The sequence below is a fragment of the Bacillus sp. Bvel1 genome (assembly GCF_014872755.1).
Classification (GTDB): Bacteria; Bacillota; Bacilli; order Bacillales; family Bacillaceae; genus Bacillus; species Bacillus velezensis.
This window is the reverse complement of sequence record NZ_JAAOBZ010000008.1, coordinates 750,224-769,286: the sequence shown is the minus strand read 5'-3', so window position 1 is coordinate 769,286 and position 19,063 is coordinate 750,224. Positions and strand designations below refer to the sequence as shown.

16 protein-coding genes are annotated in these 19,063 nt (G+C 49.2%); 6 read left to right on the top strand and 10 right to left on the bottom strand.

Annotated features, from left to right (window positions below):
* Positions 1-89 precede the first annotated feature (89 nt).
* From HAP68_RS18235 to HAP68_RS18215, 5 genes are all read left to right on the top strand, one after another.
* The gene (locus HAP68_RS18235) at positions 90-1,496 is read left to right on the top strand and encodes a cytochrome ubiquinol oxidase subunit I (protein ID WP_024085967.1); all 1,407 of its coding nucleotides are present in this window, start codon (positions 90-92) and stop codon (positions 1,494-1,496) included.
* Positions 1,480-2,496: a cytochrome d ubiquinol oxidase subunit II gene (cydB, locus tag HAP68_RS18230; protein ID WP_003150830.1), complete on the top strand. Its 1,017-nt coding sequence runs from the start codon at positions 1,480-1,482 to the stop codon at positions 2,494-2,496. The genes HAP68_RS18235 and cydB overlap by 17 nt, the downstream gene beginning before the upstream one ends.
* Positions 2,496-4,199, top strand: a complete 1,704-nt coding sequence (gene cydD / locus HAP68_RS18225; protein WP_024085966.1) for a thiol reductant ABC exporter subunit CydD — start codon at positions 2,496-2,498, stop codon at positions 4,197-4,199. Before cydB ends, cydD begins: the two co-directional genes overlap by 1 nt.
* A complete protein-coding gene (gene cydC, locus HAP68_RS18220; RefSeq protein WP_024085965.1) occupies positions 4,196-5,926 on the top strand; it encodes a thiol reductant ABC exporter subunit CydC in 1,731 nt (576 codons plus the stop codon). Before cydD ends, cydC begins: the two co-directional genes overlap by 4 nt.
* A gap of 90 nt (positions 5,927-6,016) precedes the next feature.
* Positions 6,017-6,847 (top strand): NAD(P)H-hydrate dehydratase, encoded by an 831-nt coding sequence (locus HAP68_RS18215; RefSeq protein WP_046341458.1) that lies wholly within the window; start codon positions 6,017-6,019, stop codon positions 6,845-6,847.
* Positions 6,848-6,860: 13 nt separating this feature from the next.
* Here HAP68_RS18215 and HAP68_RS18210 read toward each other — a convergent pair whose 3' ends face one another.
* A complete protein-coding gene (locus HAP68_RS18210) occupies positions 6,861-8,219 on the bottom strand; it encodes a purine-cytosine permease family protein (RefSeq protein ID WP_015387516.1) in 1,359 nt (452 codons plus the stop codon).
* Between the two features lie 315 nt (positions 8,220-8,534).
* Between HAP68_RS18210 and HAP68_RS18205 the strand changes: the two genes are divergently transcribed.
* Positions 8,535-9,521, top strand: a complete 987-nt coding sequence (locus tag HAP68_RS18205; RefSeq protein WP_003150840.1) for a choloylglycine hydrolase family protein — start codon at positions 8,535-8,537, stop codon at positions 9,519-9,521.
* A gap of 39 nt (positions 9,522-9,560) precedes the next feature.
* On the opposite strand, the gene katX is transcribed toward HAP68_RS18205, so the two are convergent.
* From katX to HAP68_RS18160, 9 genes are all read right to left on the bottom strand, one after another.
* On the bottom strand, positions 9,561-11,174 hold the full coding sequence (gene katX, locus HAP68_RS18200; RefSeq protein WP_003150841.1) for a catalase KatX: 1,614 nt from the start codon (positions 11,172-11,174) through the stop codon (positions 9,561-9,563).
* A 77-nt stretch (positions 11,175-11,251) separates the two neighbouring features.
* On the bottom strand, positions 11,252-12,334 hold the full coding sequence (locus HAP68_RS18195) for a glycosyl hydrolase (RefSeq protein ID WP_024085963.1): 1,083 nt from the start codon (positions 12,332-12,334) through the stop codon (positions 11,252-11,254).
* A 19-nt stretch (positions 12,335-12,353) separates the two neighbouring features.
* A complete protein-coding gene (gene manA, locus HAP68_RS18190) occupies positions 12,354-13,298 on the bottom strand; it encodes a mannose-6-phosphate isomerase, class I (RefSeq protein ID WP_024085962.1) in 945 nt (314 codons plus the stop codon).
* A complete protein-coding gene (locus HAP68_RS18185; protein ID WP_024085961.1) occupies positions 13,295-14,176 on the bottom strand; it encodes an ROK family protein in 882 nt (293 codons plus the stop codon). Before HAP68_RS18185 ends, manA begins: the two co-directional genes overlap by 4 nt.
* A gap of 19 nt (positions 14,177-14,195) precedes the next feature.
* A complete protein-coding gene (locus tag HAP68_RS18180; protein WP_024085960.1) occupies positions 14,196-15,596 on the bottom strand; it encodes a glycoside hydrolase family 1 protein in 1,401 nt (466 codons plus the stop codon).
* Between the two features lie 29 nt (positions 15,597-15,625).
* On the bottom strand, positions 15,626-16,945 hold the full coding sequence (gene celB / locus HAP68_RS18175; protein WP_024085959.1) for a PTS cellobiose transporter subunit IIC: 1,320 nt from the start codon (positions 16,943-16,945) through the stop codon (positions 15,626-15,628).
* A gap of 18 nt (positions 16,946-16,963) precedes the next feature.
* On the bottom strand, positions 16,964-17,281 hold the full coding sequence (locus tag HAP68_RS18170) for a PTS lactose/cellobiose transporter subunit IIA (protein WP_014306083.1): 318 nt from the start codon (positions 17,279-17,281) through the stop codon (positions 16,964-16,966).
* A 14-nt stretch (positions 17,282-17,295) separates the two neighbouring features.
* Complete coding sequence (locus HAP68_RS18165) at positions 17,296-17,607, bottom strand: PTS sugar transporter subunit IIB (protein ID WP_003150851.1); 312 nt, start codon at positions 17,605-17,607, stop codon at positions 17,296-17,298.
* Positions 17,608-17,760: 153 nt separating this feature from the next.
* Complete coding sequence (locus tag HAP68_RS18160; RefSeq protein ID WP_024085958.1) at positions 17,761-19,059, bottom strand: arsenical efflux pump membrane protein ArsB; 1,299 nt, start codon at positions 19,057-19,059, stop codon at positions 17,761-17,763.
* Positions 19,060-19,063 lie beyond the last annotated feature (4 nt).

The following is a 19,063-nucleotide window of genomic DNA, read 5'->3' as shown; positions in this document are numbered from 1 at the left end:
AAATATATCATTTTTTGTGAAATACCGAGCAATGATTTCACTATGTTTGTGAAATGTTGAGCAATTTACCAGATTGGAGGAAAAACATCATGAGTGAGTTGGTATTAGCCCGCATTCAATTTGCATCTACAACATTGTTTCACTTCTTGTTTGTGCCTATGTCTATCGGGCTTGTGTTTATGGTTGCTTTGATGGAGACGCTTTATGTTGTCAAAAAACAAGAGGCCTATCTCAAAATGGCTAAATTTTGGGGGCATCTCTTTTTAATTAACTTTGCTGTCGGCGTCGTCACAGGGATTCTTCAGGAATTCCAGTTCGGATTGAACTGGTCTGATTATTCCCGTTTTGTCGGGGACGTATTTGGGGCTCCGCTTGCGATTGAAGCGCTTTTGGCGTTTTTTATGGAGTCTATTTTTATCGGATTATGGATTTTCGGCTGGGACCGTTTATCTAAAAAAGTGCATTTGCTTTGCATTTGGCTTGTATCCTTCGGAACGATTATGTCATCTTTCTGGATTTTGACGGCAAACTCATTCATGCAGGAGCCGGTCGGCTTTACGATTAAAAACGGCCGCGCGGAAATGAATGACTTCGGAGCGCTTTTGACAAACCCTCAGCTTTGGGTTGAATTCCCTCACGTCATTTTCGGAGCGCTTGCGACGGGTGCTTTCTTTATCGCCGGTGTCAGCGCATTTAAATTATTGAAGAAAAAAGAAGTGCCTTTCTTCCATAAATCTTTCAAGCTTTCGATGATTGTCGGTCTGATCGCCGGTATCGGCGTTGCGTTCAGCGGACACATGCAGGCTGAGCATTTAATGGAATCGCAGCCGATGAAAATGGCCGCCAGTGAAGCGCTTTGGGATGACAGCGGTGATCCTGCCGCGTGGACGGCTTTTGCGAATATTGATACGAATAAAGAAAAAAACACATCAGAAATTTCAATTCCTTACGCACTCAGCTACTTGGCTTACCAGAAGTTCAGCGGCAGTGTGAAAGGGATGAAAACACTTCAGAAAGAATATGAAAAAACGTACGGAAAAGGCGATTATATCCCGCCTGTTAAAACGACGTTCTGGAGTTTCCGCATTATGGCGGGAGCGGGTGCGCTTATGATTTTTGCCGCGATTGCAGGCTTTATTCTGAACCGCCGCAAAAAGCTTCATACGAGCAAGTGGTATTTACGGGGCATGATCGCACTGATCGTATTCCCGTTCATTGCGAACTCTGCCGGATGGATTATGACTGAAATCGGCCGCCAGCCGTGGACGGTTATGGGGCAAATGACAACCGCACAATCCGTTTCGCCTAACGTAACGACGGGATCTCTGCTGTTTTCAATTATCGGTTTCGGCGTCATGTACTTGATTTTAGGCGCGCTGCTTGTCTTCCTATTCGTTCGTGAAATTAAAAAAGGTGCGGACCATGATGATCACAAGGATGTTCCTGTATCAACGGATCCGTTCAGTCAGGAGGTCTACCATGGGGTCACTTCATGATCTTTGGTTTGTACTCGTTTCAGTTTTGTTTGTCGGATTTTTCTTTTTAGAAGGTTTTGATTTCGGTGTCGGCATTTCGACCCGATTTCTTGGCCATAATGAATTAGAACGCAGAGTGCTGATTAACACCATCGGCCCGTTCTGGGATGCGAATGAGGTATGGCTGCTGACAGGTACGGGAGCGATCTTCGCGGCATTCCCGAACTGGTATGCGACGATGCTGAGCGGATATTATATTCCGTTTATCATCATCCTTCTTGCTTTAATGGGCCGCGGGGTGGCGTTTGAATTCCGCGGAAAAGTGAATCATTTAAAATGGGTCAAAACATGGGACTGGGTGATTTTCTTCGGCAGCCTTATCCCGCCGTTTGTATTCGGCCTTATCTTCACAAGCTTGTTCCGCGGCATGCCGATTGACGGCCATATGAATATGCATGCGGGTTTCTCAGATATTGTGAACGTGTATTCCGTTCTTGGCGGAGCAGCCGTCACCCTTCTTTCATTCCTGCACGGTTTAATGTTTGTCACACTGCGCACGATCGGTGATTTACAAGAGCGTGCGAGAAAAATGGCAAAACGCGTAATCGGTGTTATCTTTCTTGTTGTACTTGCTTTCTTTGCGATGTCTGCATACGATACGGATATGTTTACACGCCGGGCAAACATCACGATTCCGGTATTCGTGCTGATTGTCATCTGCAACGTTCTTGCTGTTGTGTTCATGAGCAAGAAAAAAGACGGCTGGGCATTCGGTATGACCGGCGCGGGTCTTGCTTTGACAGTTGCGATGATTTTTATCTCTCTGTTCCCTCGCGTCATGGTCAGCTCGCTGAAAAGCGCGTATGACTTAACAGTAGCTAACGCGTCTTCCGGTGATTATTCACTTAAGGTCATGACAATTGCCGCACTGACTCTGCTGCCGTTTGTCATCGGCAGTCAGATCTGGAGCTATTATGTCTTCCGGAAACGCGTCAGCCATAAGGAGCCTATGACTTATTAATGGGAAAAGACCTGTTTCTTTATAAAGGAATGAAGCGGATTCTTGCGATCATTACGGGATTAACGATTATACAAACGGCCGCCATCATCTTGCAGGCGGAATGGCTGAGCCAGGCGGTAACCGGATTATTTAACGGGAAGCGGATTGCTTCTCTTTATCCGGTTATCGGCTTTTTCCTGCTTGCGTTTTTGGTCCGGCATGCGGTAACCGCGGTCCGGCAGAAAATCGTGTACCAATATGCCGCGCAAACCGGCGCAGACTTAAGAAAAAGATTTCTTGAGCAATTGTTCCGTCTCGGCCCCCGCTTTGCGAAAAAAGAGGGAACGGGCCGGATGGTGACGCTGGCGATGGAAGGCATCAGCCAGTTCCGCCGTTATTTAGAGCTGTTTCTGCCGAAAATGGTCAGCATGGCGATTGTGCCGGCGGCCGTTGTTATTTACGTGTTTTTTCAGGATAAAACATCGGCTTTGATTCTGATTCTTGCGCTTCCGATTTTGATTGTATTTATGATCCTGCTCGGACTTGTCGCACAGAAAAAAGCCGATCGCCAATGGAAGTCCTATCAGACGCTTTCCAATCATTTCGTGGATTCGCTCCGCGGACTGGAGACATTGCGGTTTTTAGGGTTAAGCAAATCACACAGTAAAAACATCTTTCATGTCAGTGAGAGATACCGCAAGGCGACGATGAGCACGCTCCGGGTCGCGTTTTTATCATCATTCGCCCTGGATTTCTTTACGATGCTGTCGGTGGCGACAGTGGCTGTGTTTCTCGGCTTGCGGCTGATAGACGGACAAATTCTGCTCGGTCCGGCATTGACAGCTCTGATTCTCGCGCCTGAATATTTTCTCCCGGTCCGCGAAGTGGGAAATGATTACCACGCGACGTTAAACGGGCAGGAGGCGGGGAAAACCATTCAAGCGATTTTGGCGCAGCCCGGTTTTAAAGAAGAAAAGCCGCTCGAACTTGATACGTGGACTGACGGGGATGAATTACAGCTTACGCGTTTGTCCGTCCGAGAATCGATGTCTGAATTTCATCTGTCCTTTAAAGGGAAGAAGAAAATCGGAATTATCGGGGAAAGCGGTGCGGGAAAATCGACACTCATTGATGTGCTGGGCGGCTTTTTAGAGCCTGCGTCCGGTGAGATCAAGGTAAACGGTGAATCCCGCTCGCATCTGCAGTCAGACGGCTGGCAGAAGCAGCTGCTTTATATTCCGCAGCATCCGTACATTTTTGATGACACGCTTATGAATAATATCCGGTTTTATCATCCTGATGCTTCCCGTGAGGAAACGGCGCGCGCTGCTGATTCAGCGGGTCTTTCCGGACTGATCCGCGATCTGCCCGGCGGCCTTGACGGCCGGATCGGCGAGGGCGGACGGGCGCTCAGCGGAGGGCAGGCTCAGCGTGTCGCGCTGGCCAGAGCCTTTTTAGGAAACCGGCCGATTCTCCTTTTGGATGAGCCGACCGCTCACCTTGATATTGAAACAGAATATGAAATAAAAGAAACGATGAAAGACCTGTTTGAAAACAAACTTGTCTTTCTGGCCACTCACCGTCTTCACTGGATGCTTGAGATGGACGAAATTATCGTGCTTGATGACGGCGCGGCGGCGGAAATCGGCACCCACGACGAATTGATGGCGAAACAAGGCGTATATGCCAAACTTGTAAAGGCGCAACTGGGGGAAAGAACATGAGAAAAGAAGAATGGATTCTGCCGTATATAAAGCAAAATGCCCGTTTGTTTGTTCTTGTGATTTTTTTAGGCGCGGTGACGATTTTTTCGGCGGCCTTTCTCATGTTCACTTCCGGTTTTTTGATCTCTAAGTCGGCGACAAGGCCTGAGAATATCCTGCTGGTGTACGTTCCGATTGTGGCCGTGCGCACCTTCGGGATTGCCCGTTCAGTCTCACGGTACGCCGAGCGCCTGACGGGGCACCATATCATTTTGAAAATCGTGTCCGATATGAGGGTGCGGCTTTACAATATGCTGGAGCCGGCCTCGCTCATGCTTTCATCCCGTTTTCGGACGGGCGACATGCTCGGCATTTTGGCTGAGGATATTGAGCATTTGCAGGATGCGTTTTTAAAAACGATTTTCCCGGCGGTTTCCGCTTTGCTGCTGTATGCGGCATCCGTTATCGGACTCGGCTTTTTTTCCTGGCCGTTTGCCGCTTTTGCGGCGATTTACCTGTTTATATTGGTTGTATTGTTTCCGGTTGTGTCGCTTCTTGTGACGAGAGCGAAAAACATGAGGCTGAAAAGCGGCCGGAATACGCTCTACAGCCGGCTGACAGATGCCGTGCTCGGCGTGAGCGACTGGATGTTCTCGGGACGACAGGCGGCCTTTATTTCCTCTTATGAAGAGAAAGAGAAGGCATGGTTTGACCTTGAAAGCAAACGTCAGCGGTTTACGAGATGGCGTGATCTCGCCGCGCAATGCCTTGTCGGCGGCTTCATATTGATCATGCTGTTCTGGACGGCGGGTCAGTATGCGGACGGCAGCATCGCCAACACGATGATCGCAGCCTTTGTGCTTGTCGTATTTCCATTGACGGAGGCGTTTCTGCCCCTTTCGGATGCGCTGACGGAAGTGCCTTCTTATCAGGATTCCATCAAAAGAATGAGTAAGGCGGCTCCGGAGCTGCGAAGTCGTGAGGTGAAGCAGACAGATGAGATACTGGATGTATCCGATGTGACACTTACATTTGATAACGTGACGTTTTCTTATGATCAGCACAGTCATGTGCTTGACCGTTTTTCCTTCACTCTCCGCCAGGGGGAAAAAATGGCGCTGCTCGGCAGGAGCGGCTCCGGTAAGTCGACCTCTCTCGCTTTAATTGAAGGCGCCTTAGTTCCCGATTCGGGCAAGGTGATGCTGAACGGGCTGGAAACTGCGGCCGTGCAGGAGCAGATTTCCTCAGCGGTGGCCGTTTTGAATCAGAAACCTCATCTCTTTAACACGAGCATTATGAACAATATCCGGCTCGGAAACGGCAAGGCGAGTGATGAAGATGTTAAGCGTGCGGCTCGGCAAGTGAAGCTGCATGATTATATTGAATCACTGCCTGACGGATATGAAACGTCCGTGCAGGAGACGGGGATTCGTTTCTCAGGCGGGGAACGGCAGCGGATCGCGCTTGCCCGTATTCTGCTCCAAGACACGCCGGTCATTATCCTTGATGAACCGACGATCGGCCTTGATGCGGTCACTGAACGAGAATTGCTTGATACGATTTTTGATGTCTTTAAAGAGAAAACGATCCTCTGGATTACACACCATTTAGCGGGTGTGGAAACAGCTGATAAAATCGTCTTTTTAGAAAATGGAAAAGCAGAAATGGAAGGAACCCATCAAGAGCTGCTTGCAGAAAACGAACGGTACCGGAAGCTTTACCGTCTTGATGTTCCGATCAGAACATAAACAGCCGCAAACGAGCGGCTGTTTTTTTGTGCGGTTTAAAATCTCTTCTTGTTTGGAATATAAATAGGAGACAGAAGAGGAGGTACAGAGATGAATATAATGGATTGGACGGAACAGGATGTGAAAGATACGCTGCCGAAACGGGAGGCGGACAGCCATAAAGGCACGTTCGGGACGGCGTTATTGCTGGCCGGGAGCGATGACATGCCGGGAGCCGCCCTTCTGGCCGGATTGGGTGCGATGAGAAGCGGTGTCGGCAAGCTCGTCATCGGTACATCGGCAGGCGTCATTCCGCTTATCGTCCCGGTGCTGCCGGAAGCCACGTACTGGCGGGACGGGTGGATAAAAGCCGCGGCGGGCCAGCCCGGGGAAACCATCCGGGCCGCTGCCATCGGGCCGGGCCTTCCCCAAACAGACGAGGTGCAGCAGGCGGCTGATCAGCTGCTTTCTGGCGATTATCCCGTCATACTGGATGCGGGCGCCATTACGAAAAGAACCTATCCGAAGAGGAAAGCTCCCGTGATCTTGACGCCTCATCCCGGCGAATTTTCCAGAATGACAGGCCTTCCGATTCAAGAGATTCAGCAGAACAGAGCGGAATATGCCGCGGAATGGGCGGAGCGGCTTCATGTCACGATTGTCCTGAAAGGAAACGAAACCATTATCGCTTTTCCCGACCGGGAATGCCGCAGGAATACAACCGGAAACGGCGCGCTTGCAAAAGGCGGGACCGGCGACACGCTGACGGGAATGATTCTCGGCATGCTGTGCTGTCATCAAGATCCGAAGCACGCCGTATTGAACGCCGTCCGCCTTCACGGCGAATGTGCGGAATTATGGACGAAAGAGCGCTCCGCCCATACCTTATTGGCGCACGAACTTTCTGAACTGCTGCCGCGTGTATGGAAGGAATATGAATAAAGAAAAGGCGTCTTCATAGGGAAGGCGCCTCTTTTTGTTTTAACCTTGATTTCATCAGGACATAATACAGCAGCGACGGAACGGCCAGGCCGATGACCCAGGCAATGTCGCCTCCGCCGAATATTTCAGCGAGCGGCCCGATGTAAAAGGATGTATTGATGAACGGGATTTCTAATATAATCGACAAAACGAAGGCGGCCGCTGTAATCCAATTGACCCTGCCGTATTGTCCGTTGACGTCAAACATCGATTTGACGTGGTATTTTCCGCGGCGGATAAAATAGTAATCCACGAGGTTGATCGCCGTCCATGGAATTAAGAAATAACTGATGAAAAAGATGAAATTTAAAAACAGTTCCATGAAATTGCTTTGGCCCAAGAGACTTAATACAGTACCCGCTGCCGTCACACAAAGGATCATTACCACTCTCGTTTTCGGCGTCACCTTCAGTTTTAAAAACGGCTCCAAGGTAGTCGTGGTTGACATAAAGGCTCCGTATAAATTAAAGACGTTGATCGCCATTTGCCCGAACAGGACGATGATCAGCATAATAAAGGAAAACGGACCGAACAATCGGACAATCTCATTTCCCGCATTAGCGGTAAATTCCGGGAGCGCCGTCGTCAAAATGGCGCCGAGAAGCATCATCCAGATGGAACTGACTGACGTACCTGCATAGCTGTACCAAAAAGTATGCGATGCCGGTGTTTTGACCGGCAGATAACGGGAATAATCTGCGACATATGGCGCGTATGCCAGCTGCCATGTGGCCACCGCGCTGACCGCCACTAGAAAAACAGGCAGATCTAATGAGCCGGGCACCCAGCTTCCTGAAGGAATCGGCAGTTGAAAAATAAGAATCGTTGCAGCAAAAAAAACGGCAAAGGAGGTCCAAGAGAGGATTTTCTGCATTTTGTGAATCAGATCATGACCGTAGATCGTGAGTAAAAAACAGATGGCGCTTAAGCCGATAATACACCATGAAGCCGGAATCGGGACAAAGCTGCTCAGTGTACCGGCTGCGAGAATCGTACTGCTCGCAAAGAAGCCCAGGTAGATAAACATGACCAAAAAGAGGGGCAGAATCGCTCCGATCACGCCGAATTGCGCGCGGCTTTGAATCATTTGCGGAATTCCGAGCTGAGGTCCTTGTGCGGAATGAGACGCCATAAAGATTGCGCCGATAAAGGTTCCGATCACAATGGCGGCGATACTCCAAAAGAGATCGAGTCCCATTGTAACGGGCAGTGTGCCTGTGACTAACGTCGTAATATGCATATTAGCCCCGAACCAGACGGGGAATAAATCTTTAGCCTTTCCGTGTCTTTCGTCATGCGGAATATGTTCAATCGTTCGCCTTTCTACTTTCAATAGATAATCTCCTCCGTATGTTCTTCTTTAACATAAAGACATAGCTTAACAGATTGACCTGCCGTTTACAAATTCCAGCATGCAGGAAAAACATTGTAAAGCCTCGCTGACAGCCGTTCAAAGTTTTTTTGAAAAACGGTACAAACACTGCCGCCTAAACGATTTACCAGGGATTAAAAGGCATGGATATGCTTACGGACTAATATGTATGAAGGAGAAATGTGTCAATCTTTTGACGAATGGAGCCATTATTCGTTAAGCTGAAAGAATAGTTTACTTTGTGTAAATTTCATTTATGAAAAGGGGATTGATGATATGTGTACAAGTCTTACATTGAAAACGACAGACGGTAATCACCTATTGGCGCGAACGATGGATTTTGCATTTCAGCTCGGTACGGACGTCGTGCTTTACCCTCGTCAGTACAGCTGGAAAAGCGAAGCTGACGGCAGGATGCATAAGACGAAATACGCATTTATCGGCATGGGGAGAAATCTCGGCAATGTTCTGTTTGCCGACGGCGTAAATGAAAAAGGGCTGTCGTGTGCGACGCTGTATTTTCCGGGCTTTGCGGGATACGAGAAAGCGGAACGGGAGGGCACCTGTCACATCGCTCCTCATGAGTTTGTCACCTGGGCCTTATCAAACTGTGAATCTCTTGAAGACATAAAGGAAAAGCTCTCAATGCTGACGATTGTAGAGAAGAAGTTAATGTTATTGGATACGGTGCTGCCTCTTCATTGGATTTTATCAGACCGCACGGGCGGCTGCATTGTCATCGAGCCGACACCGGAGGGAATGAAAGTATATGACAACAAACCCGGAGTGATGACCAACAGTCCGGAATTTCCTTGGCATGTGACCAATCTGCGCCATTATATCGGAATCAGGCCGCAGCAGTCAGAAAGCAAAACATTGGGCGGAATGACATTAACCGCTTTCGGCCAAGGATCTGGAACGATCGGGCTTCCCGGTGATTACACGCCGCCATCCCGGTTCATCAGAGCCGCTTATCTGAAAGAGCATTTAGAGCCTGCCGCTCATGAAACGGATGGCGTTACGGCCGCTTTTCACGTGCTGTCCAATGTGAATATTCCAAAAGGCGCGGTGATCACAGAGGAGAATGAAATTGATTATACGCAGTATACGTCGGTTATGTGCTGTGACACCGGGAACTACTACTTTCATCTGTACGACAACCGGCAGATTCACAAAGTAAGTTTATTCCATGAAGATCTTGACCGTCCGGAGCCGAAAGTATTTGCGGCCGCGGCGGAGCAGAATATACAGGAGCTGAATTAGCTCAAAAAAAAACAGGACGCGATTGTCCTGTTTTTTTATTTAATACGGATCAGACGGATGGCTTTCCTGTTCAGCCTGTTTTGCGGCTTGTGCTGTATCAGTAGTGCCGATCGGCCCGCCGCTGCTGCTTTCGGAGGCTTTTTTCAGCCCTTCCGCAACACGTTTTCCGTAGTCCGGATCTGCTTTTGTGAAATTCTCAATCATTTGATCCTGAATGTCTTTCCGGCAGGAAGAAAGCGTATTGACCAGGTTTGTGATCAATTCGGTCCGTTCAAATTCCGAAAATCTGCGGTATGTTTCACCGGCCTGGCCGAAGTTATTCGGCCGGTCGATCGCTTCCCGCTTCACATCGCCTTCGACATGAGGTGTATGGTCTTTCCCATCCTGCTTTGCTTCGGTGAGTCCTCCCATAATGGACGGCTCATAGTTGACGTGCGGGTTTTGTCCTTCTGCCCGATCGACCCGATACTGCATTTGTCCGCCTTCCTGGTTGGTGGCGACATGCTTTTTCGGCGAGTTGATCGGGAGCTGCAGGTAATTTGCGCCGACGCGGTACCGCTGGGTATCTGAATAGGCGAATGTCCGTCCCTGAAGTAATTTGTCATCTGAAAAATCAAGGCCGTCCACAAGCACGCCCGTTCCGAATGATGCTTGTTCCACCTCGGCATGGTAGTTTTCCGGGTTTTTGTTCAGAACCAATTTGCCGATCGGCTTCCAAGGGAAATCGTCTTTATACCACAGCTTGGTCGGATCAAGCGGATCAAAATCCAGCTCGGGATGCTCGTCATCAGTCATGATTTGCGCATACACTTCCCATTCAGGGTAATCGCCTTTTTCAATCGCCTCATACAAATCCTGTGTCGCATGGTTAAAGTTTTTCCCCTGAATCTCTTCCGCTTCCTTCTGTGTCAGGTTGCGGATGCCCTGTTTCGGTTCAAAGTGATATTTGACGAGCACGGCTTTTCCTTCTTCATTGACCCATTTGTAGGCATGGACGCCTGAGCCCTGCATCTGCCGGTAGTTGGCCGGGATGCCCCACGGCGAAAACAAGAAAGTGATCATATGAGTCGCTTCCGGTGATTGGGAAATGAAGTCGAAAATACGCTCGCCGTCCTGAATGTTCGTAACGGGATCAGGCTGAAATGCGTGCACAAGATCCGGGAACTTCAGCGGATCACGGATAAAAAAGATTTTCAGGTTGTTGCCGACCAGATCCCAGTTGCCGTCTTCGGTATAAAGCTTAACGGCAAAACCCCGGGGATCACGCAATGTTTCCGGGGAATGCTTCCCGTGGTTGACGGTAGAAAACCGCACAAACGCCGGAGTTTTCGTTCCTTTCTTTTGAAACACTTTCGCTCTTGTATATTTAGAAATCTCCTCGTCTCCAAAACTTCCGTACGCCTCAAAGTATCCGTGTGCGCCGGCGCCGCGCGCGTGAACGACGCGCTCGGGAATCCGTTCGCGGTCAAAGTGGCTGATTTTCTCCAAAAAATCATAATTCTCCAATGTCGTCGGTCCTCTATTGCCGACTGTCCTGACATTCTGGTTGTCAGTGACCGGATGGCCCTGCCGGTTTGTCAGCGTGTCTTCTGACTCGCCTTTACCGGTCGTCTTACTGGAAAGCGTTTCTTCGCTGTTTTTGTTATTTTCCATTGTTGAACCCTCCTTTTTGAACGGTAACAATATGCCCAGCAGAGCCGTTTTTTAAAACCGATTTTCAAAAGAAGCGGTTATTCCGCGATCGGCGTCAAGGACCCGCCGTTCCATATTTCGCCCTTGTTCAGCGTCCAGCTGTTTTGATAAAGGCTTTGCGCGCCTTGATTGGCCGCCGGACTTAATTGTTCATCCCATGTCAAAAAGTACGCGGTCTGAGGGTATTTTTGCCTGATCGCATTAATAAAAGCAGCATAATCAAAGCTTCCGATATTGCCGGACGGACCGGTTTCGGCAAAGGCAAACGGTTTTTTCAGAGACAGCATTTCATCATAGCCTGATATCGCATACGGATCAGTGAAGTAAGCGTCCAGACCGGTAATATCCACATAAGATGAGCCTGGGTAGAAGTCTGTTTTAAAGTCTCTGTTGGCATCCGGCGAATACACCCACAAAAGGTTATCCAATCCTCTTGTCTCTGTCATATAGCGGTATATCTTCTTGTAAAGCTCTTTGTACAGCGAGATTCTCTCATTGTCTTTTTGGTTGTAGCCTGTCAGCCCCCACCAGAACCACTCGCCGTTCATTTCATGCAGCGGTCTGAACAGAACGGTGACGCCTTGATTTTTCAGCTGAGTAAGGCCGTCGGCGATTTTGCTGAGCAGCGCCTCAAGCCGTTTTCCTTCCACAGTTGAAGGGTCAAGGATGTTTTTGTACTGGCTGTTTGAGATGGCCGTTTTATAGTTTCCGGATGGAAAGGCCGGATTTGCGAGATGCAGGCTGACCTGAGGGAGGCCGCCGCTTTTCCAGTATGAGATTAAGCTGCTGTTGCAGCTGTAATCGATAGTATCGGTGATATCCGCTGTTTCCAGCCACCCTCTCCCATAGTCACAGCCGTAGATGGCGGGAGACTGTCCCGTCGCGTTTTTCAAGCGGTTTTCCTCTGTCATTGAAAAAGTGACATCACTGTACCCGCCGAACGCTCCGGACATGACCCTGTTTTCTGAACGGTTGGGCAGGTGGGCCAGCCAGTTCATGATATCTTTTGTCGTCTGCTGGGCATTTGGGTTGACGGGATAAACGGTGTGAGCCGATATCGGACTGGCGGCTCCTAAGAGTAATAAAATGATAGACAGGCAGACTGCTAATTTTTTAAGCATATAAAAGACCTCCTGATTTTTAAGATGATGAAGGATGTGAAACGATAACCTCACAATCTCCTTCTATAACAAAATCTCCGGAATCCGCCGGCACGATAAAGTGATCGCCTTTGTGAACGGGGCATCCATCCAGTTCTCCGCGTCCTTTAATGACGCTTGCGAGTAAATACCGGCCGGGTGCGGGGAATGATGCTTTCCCGCTCACATCCCATTGATAAACTGAAAAGAAAGGTGTTTCGGCGAGTATCGTAATAAGAGCATCTCCGATCCGATGCTTAGTGCTTTTTACATTTTCATCGGTATGGGGAATGTCTGTTACGTCAATTGCTTTCTCAAGATGAAGCTCGCGTTTATTCCCGTTCCCATCCGTCCGGTCATAGTCGTAAAGCCGGTAGGTGGCATCAGAGCTTTGCTGGATTTCAAGAACGAGCGTACCTTCACATAAAGCGTGCAGTGTGCCGCTCGGGACATAGAAAAAGTCGCCGGGCTTAATGGGGATGCGGCGGAGCAGGTGATCCCACTCGTTTCGTTCAATGAGCCGAACGAAATCTTCTTTTGTTTGGGCGCGGTGCCCTAAAATGAGCTCCGCGTCTTTTTTGCAGTCCAACACGTACCAGCATTCCGTTTTTCCGAGTTCTCCGTTTTCATGCCGATGTGCATATGCGTCATCCGGATGAACCTGCACGGATAAGTCCATATTTGCGTCAAGAATTTTTGTGAGCAGGGGAAAAGCGTCTTCTTTCGGATGTCCGAACAGGTCAGGGTGTTCATTCCAGAGCCGGTGTAATGATGTTCCGGAAAAAGGCCCGTTCCGCACGATGGATGTACCGTGCGGATGAGCTGAAATCGCCCAGCACTCTCCCGTCCGCTCAGAAGGAATCTCATACCCGAATGTATCGCGCAGCTTCGTCCCGCCCCATAATCTTTCTTTAAAAACCGGTTCCAAAAATAAGAGTTTCGTCATTTTCCCGCCTCCCGGTTTGCCGTCTCTAATGCGCGCTCCGCCAATACGAGCGAACCGGCAGCGCCGGAGTGAATCCCTAATTGAGGGGAAACGATGAAGTGTTCAATGTCGGGCAGATCAATATATTGATTCAGCCGCTTTTTCACGTGCTGACGGATATAAGAGAACAGCTGATGCTGCTTCATGACGCCCCCGCCGAGGATGATCTTTTCCGGCGAAAGTATGAGAATATACTGCACAAGCGCTTCGGCAATATAATAGCCTTCAAGCTCCCACACTTCCTGCTGATCCGCCAGCAGATATGCTTTTTTCCCCCAGCGTTTCTCAATGGCGGGACCTGCCGCGAGGCCTTCCAGGCAATCTGTATGGTAAGGGCAATTGCCTTTGTAGCCGTCGTCCGGGTGTCTTCTGACATAAATGTGGCCCATTTCAGGATGAGACAGCCCTTGAACAAATCTGCCGTTCATGATGGCGCCCGCTCCGATGCCAGTGCCGACCGTCAAATAGAGGCAGCTGTCCGTGTTTTTGGCCGCGCCGAAAGAAGCTTCTCCGAGCGCCGCCGCATTAACGTCGGTGGTGAAGCCTGCGGGAATATGCAGTGCGCTTTTGATCGTTTGAAGAATAGGGCAGTTCCGCCAGGCTGTCTTCGGCGTCGCGGTGATGCACCCGTATGTTTGACTGTCGGGGCGGATGTCAATCGGTCCGAACGACCCGATGCCGATGGCTTCTATCGGGAAATCTTTAAAGTAACGGATGACTTGTCTGAGTGTGTCATCCGGTTCTCCCGTCGGAAACTCCGCCCTGTCCAGAATGGTGCCGTCTTTTTGTCCGGCGGCACAGACAAATTTCGTGCCGCCGGCTTCAATACCTCCAAGCATGGCCGTACCTCCTCATCTGTTAAAATCCGTTTTGATCGGAAACGGATTTGAACCAGCGGCCGCTTTTTTTGACGGTCCGTTCGCCCCCGTTTTCCAGATTGACAGATACAAAGCCGTAGCGGTTTTTATAAGCATTTGTCCAAGACCAGTTGTCCATGAAAGTCCACAGGTGATAGCCTTTTACATTTGAACCTTCTCCGATGGCCCGATGCACCCATTTGAGATGTTCCCGGATAAATTCAATCCTGTAATTATCCTGAATGATGCCGTTTTCATCGCGGAAGCGTTCCTCGCCTTCAACTCCCATGCCGTTCTCGGAAATAAAACATTCGATATTTCCGTAATGTTCTCTGAGATTGGTGAGAATGTCATAGATTCCTTTTTCGTATATTTCCCACCCGCGGTGAGGGTTCATTTTCCGTCCGGGCATAACATACGGATCGAAGAAACGCTCAGGCAGGAAAGGGGCGTGCGGATTCGGAACATGTTCTTTTGCCTTGACGCGTCTCGGCTGGTAGTAGTTCACGCCTAAGAGGTCAACCGTATGCTCCTGAATGAGGCGGAGATCTTCTTTCTCATAACGCGGCAGAAAGCCTTCCGCCTTGAGAATCTCGACAAGCTCCTCAGGAAATTCGCCCTTTACGGCGGGATCTAAAAATGAGCGGTTGAAAAAGGCGTCGGCAATCCGGGATGCTTTCAGATCTTCAGGGTGTGAGCTTCTCGGATAAGAAGGCGTCAGATTCAGAATGATTCCGATTTGTCCGTCCTGTTTCAATTCTCTGTAGGCTTTGACAGCCCTTGCATTCGACAGCAGGGTATGGAAGCCGGCCTGCACCGCTTCTTGAAAATTAACGTGATTCGGATAGTGAAAGTCGTATAAGTAGCCGCCTTCAATCGGCACAATCGGCTCGTTGTGAGTGAACCATTTTTTCACTTTGTCACCGAATAGCGAAAAGCATGTTTTGGCGTAATGTTCAAACGCGTCAACGGTGTCCCGGCTGACCCAGCCCCCCTTACGCTGAAGGGCGAGAGGCATGTCAAAGTGAAACAAATTGACAAACGGCTCAATGCGATGGGCAAGCATTTCATCGATGACGTCCTGATAAAACGCGACCGCTTTCTGATTGACCTCGCCAGTTCCGTCCGGAATCAATCTTGACCAGGAAATAGACAGCCGGAAGGAGTTGTGTCCGATTTCTTTCATCAGCCGGATATCCTCCTTGTATTGATCATAAAAACGTGACGTGTCGCCGGGGCCGACGCCGTTAAAAAAACGGCTCGGCTCTTTTTCATACCAGTAATCCCATATGTTTTGGCTTTTTCCGTCTTTGTCGGCGGCGCCTTCTGTTTGGGTGGCGGAGGCGGAAGACCCCCACCAGAATCCTTCCGGAAAACGATATTGAATATTAGATTCAGTCAATTGATTTCTCTCCCTTACTGCGATTTTGATTACATACTCATGCTGTCATCCCGTGCATGCTGCTCGGCCTCGGCTTCTTTTTCCTTTGCCATGTTTAATTTGTCCAGCGCTTTAAGAAACGGGAACCAGATAATAAACACAATACAGAGGTTGACCAGCTGCATAATGCCGCCCATGACGGAATTGGTCGCCATAATCCCGTTAATGAAAAGGGGGACGGTCCAGGGCACGGTCACGCCGGTAGGAGGGGGCACGATCCCCGCCGACATGGCCAGGTAGGTGACGAGCGTGACAACCATCGGTGCGATCACCCACGGAATGATAATGATCGGGTTCATCACGATCGGCAAACCGAAAATAACCGGCTCATTGACGTTGAAAATGCCCGGCGCGAGACCGAGTTTGGATATCTGTTTCATCTGTTTGCTTTTCATAAAAAGCAAGATGGCGATCACTATGGCCAATGTCATTCCGGTTCCGCCCATTCCGACGGTGTAAATCTCCATAAACGGCTTAGAAATAATATGGGGAATCTCTTTTCCCGCTGTATACGCAGCCAAATTTTCGACCTGTAATGTATTCCAGATCGGGTCCATCACGGAATTGATAATGATCTGTCCGTGAAGTCCGAAAAACCATAAAATCTGAATAAAGAAAACAGCGATTAATGTAGGAATGATGCCGCTTCCAAGTCCGACAAGCGGGGCTTGAACCGTATGATAAATGACATCATGCAGATTGGTGTGAAAGATCTGGGTGACAGCCGCATTGATCAAGAGGAAGACGGTAAGCGTGATAAAAGCCGGAATCAATGCGGCGAACGATTTAGCAACAGCCGGAGGAACACCGGCAGGCATCTTAATCGTTAAGTTTCTCTGGACGATTCTTCTGTAGATTTCACCCGACAAAAAAGCGGTTATCATGCCGAGAAACATCCCTTTTGCTCCAAGCCGGTCAACCGGAATGACGCCTGCGACCGCTTTGCCCGTTTCCGGCTCTAAGACGAACGGGGTGAGCAGCAGAAAAGAAACCAATGCAATCGCTCCGCCGAATACGGCCTCCACTTCGTAGCTTTTTGAAAGGTAATAGCCGATCCCGAAGACGACAAAAATGGACATAATCCCCATCGTCGCCGTCGAAGCGCCGCCAAATCCGGATTGAAAGACAGACAGGGCGGAGCTGCTCATGATTTTGTTTAAAAACGGCAGGTTCGTCAGCACGACGAACACCGAACCGAAAATGGTCAGCGGAAACGCCAGCATAAAAGCATCCCGTAAGACTTGCAGGTAGCGGTTATTGTTTAATTTGCCCGCGATCGGAACAAGGAATTGGCTGATTTTCTCAAACACGTCTTCACCCCCGGCTTTTTATAAATTCTTTGATTGAAATAAGTCGAGCATTTCTTTGACGATCTCTTTCATTGAGAGCGCTGACATTAAGTGGTCTTCAGCATGCATAAAAAGCAGGGAGACATCCGTCTTGGCGCCGCCGGCTTCTTTTTGAATCATCTGAAAATGGATGTCGTGCGCTTTTCCCAGTTCTTCTTCAGCCTTTGTCAGAAAGGTGTCTGACTCATCTGGCCGGCCGTCTTTATAAGCGCGTATCGATTGAATAATACAGCTGCGGGCATTGCCGCTGTGAAGAATCAGCTGAAAACTGATCTGTTCATCCGTGTACGTTTCCATGCTTATCGCCTCCTTTATTTGTTCTCTATCAAGGCAACGGCCTGTTCGTATGCTTTTTTGCCGTCTCCCATGCCGTATGCCATCATATCAATCACATCAACGGTGATGTGAAGCGGGTCCGCCTCTTTCTGAAGCTCGCCTTTTAAAAAACTCATCTGCGGGCCGATCAGTACGACGTCTGCGTCTTTCATCGCTTCTTTTGCTTTATCCTGTCCGACTGCCCAAATCTCGGCCTCCTCACCGATGGAGCTGGCGTAATTCTGCATTTTCGTCACAAGAAGGCTGGTGGACATGCCTGAGCTGCAGGCTAATAAAATTCTTTTCATGAGGAATCCCTTCTTTCATAAAGTTAAAACGTTTTCATGAATATTATAATCTTTTGAAATTAAATGTCTATACTTTTAAAATATAAAAGTTTTACTTTTCGGATTTTTGACACAAAAAAACCTTTTAAGATTCAACTTAAAAGGTTTTTCATCTCAAGCGAGCCATAACAGCCATAAATAAAGTCCGATCAGGGTGATGAATAACGTCGGAATGGTTAATATCAGACCTGTTTTGAAATACATTCCCCAGGAAATTTTCACGTTTTTCCGGCTCAGCACGTGGAGCCATAACAATGTCGCCAGCGACCCGATCGGCGTGATTTTCGGCCCGAGGTCAGAACCGATAACATTCGCGTAAATCAATGCTTCTCTCAGCAGCCCGTGAGTGTCCGTTCCGTTGATGGCTATGGCGTCAATCATCACCGTCGGCAGGTTATTCATAACGGAGGAGAGGATCGCAGCGATAAAACCCATTCCGAGTGTGCCCGCAAACAATCCGTGATCTGCCGCTTTCTGAATAAGCTGAGAAAGAAGATCCGTCAGTCCGGCATTCCGCAAGCCGTACACGACAACATACATGCCGACAGAAAAAAACACGATGGCCCACGGGGCGTCCTTGATGACTTGTTTCGCAGGGACGGCGGGGCTTCGCTGCGCCAGAATGAGAAAAATGACCGCGATGGAGCCGGCAACGAAGGAAACGGGTATCGACAGCAGTTCGCTGACGAAATATCCGATCAATAAAACGGCCAGCACAGCCCACGATAACCGGAAAAGGCGTTCATCCTTAATCGCGGATGCCGGATGTTTCACAAGACCGGTGTCATACCGTTTCGGAATGTTTTTTCTGAAATAGAGATACAGCACCAAAATGCTTGCCGCCAGAGAAAAAAGGTTGGGCACCAGCATGCGTGTTGCATATTCAATGTACCCGATATGAAAGTAATCAGCGGATACAATATTGACCAAATTGCTTACAACGAGCGGAAGCGAGGTGGTGTCGGCGATGAATCCCCCGGCGATAATAAATGGAAAAACCAGCTTTTCAGGTAAATTCAAAGCCCGCACCATCGCCAGTACGATCGGCGTCAAAATGAGCGCCGCTCCGTCATTGGCAAACAGGGCGGAGACAACAGCCCCTAAGACCGACACATAGAGAAACATCCGCAGCCCGCTGCCTTTGGCCGCCATGGCCATATGCAGCGCGGCCCACTCAAAAAAACCGATACTGTCAAGAATTAATGAAATGATAATAATGGCGATAAAGGCGAGTGTCGCATTCCAGACGATCCCCGTCACTTCCGCGATATCGTGCAGGCTGACTGCTCCGGCGATCAAAGCGAGGACCGCTCCGCCGCAGGCAGACCAGCCGATTGATATATGTTTCGGCTGCCATATGACAAACACAAGTGTCAGCACAAAAATCAGCGCTGATAAAACCGCAACTCCCAAGAAT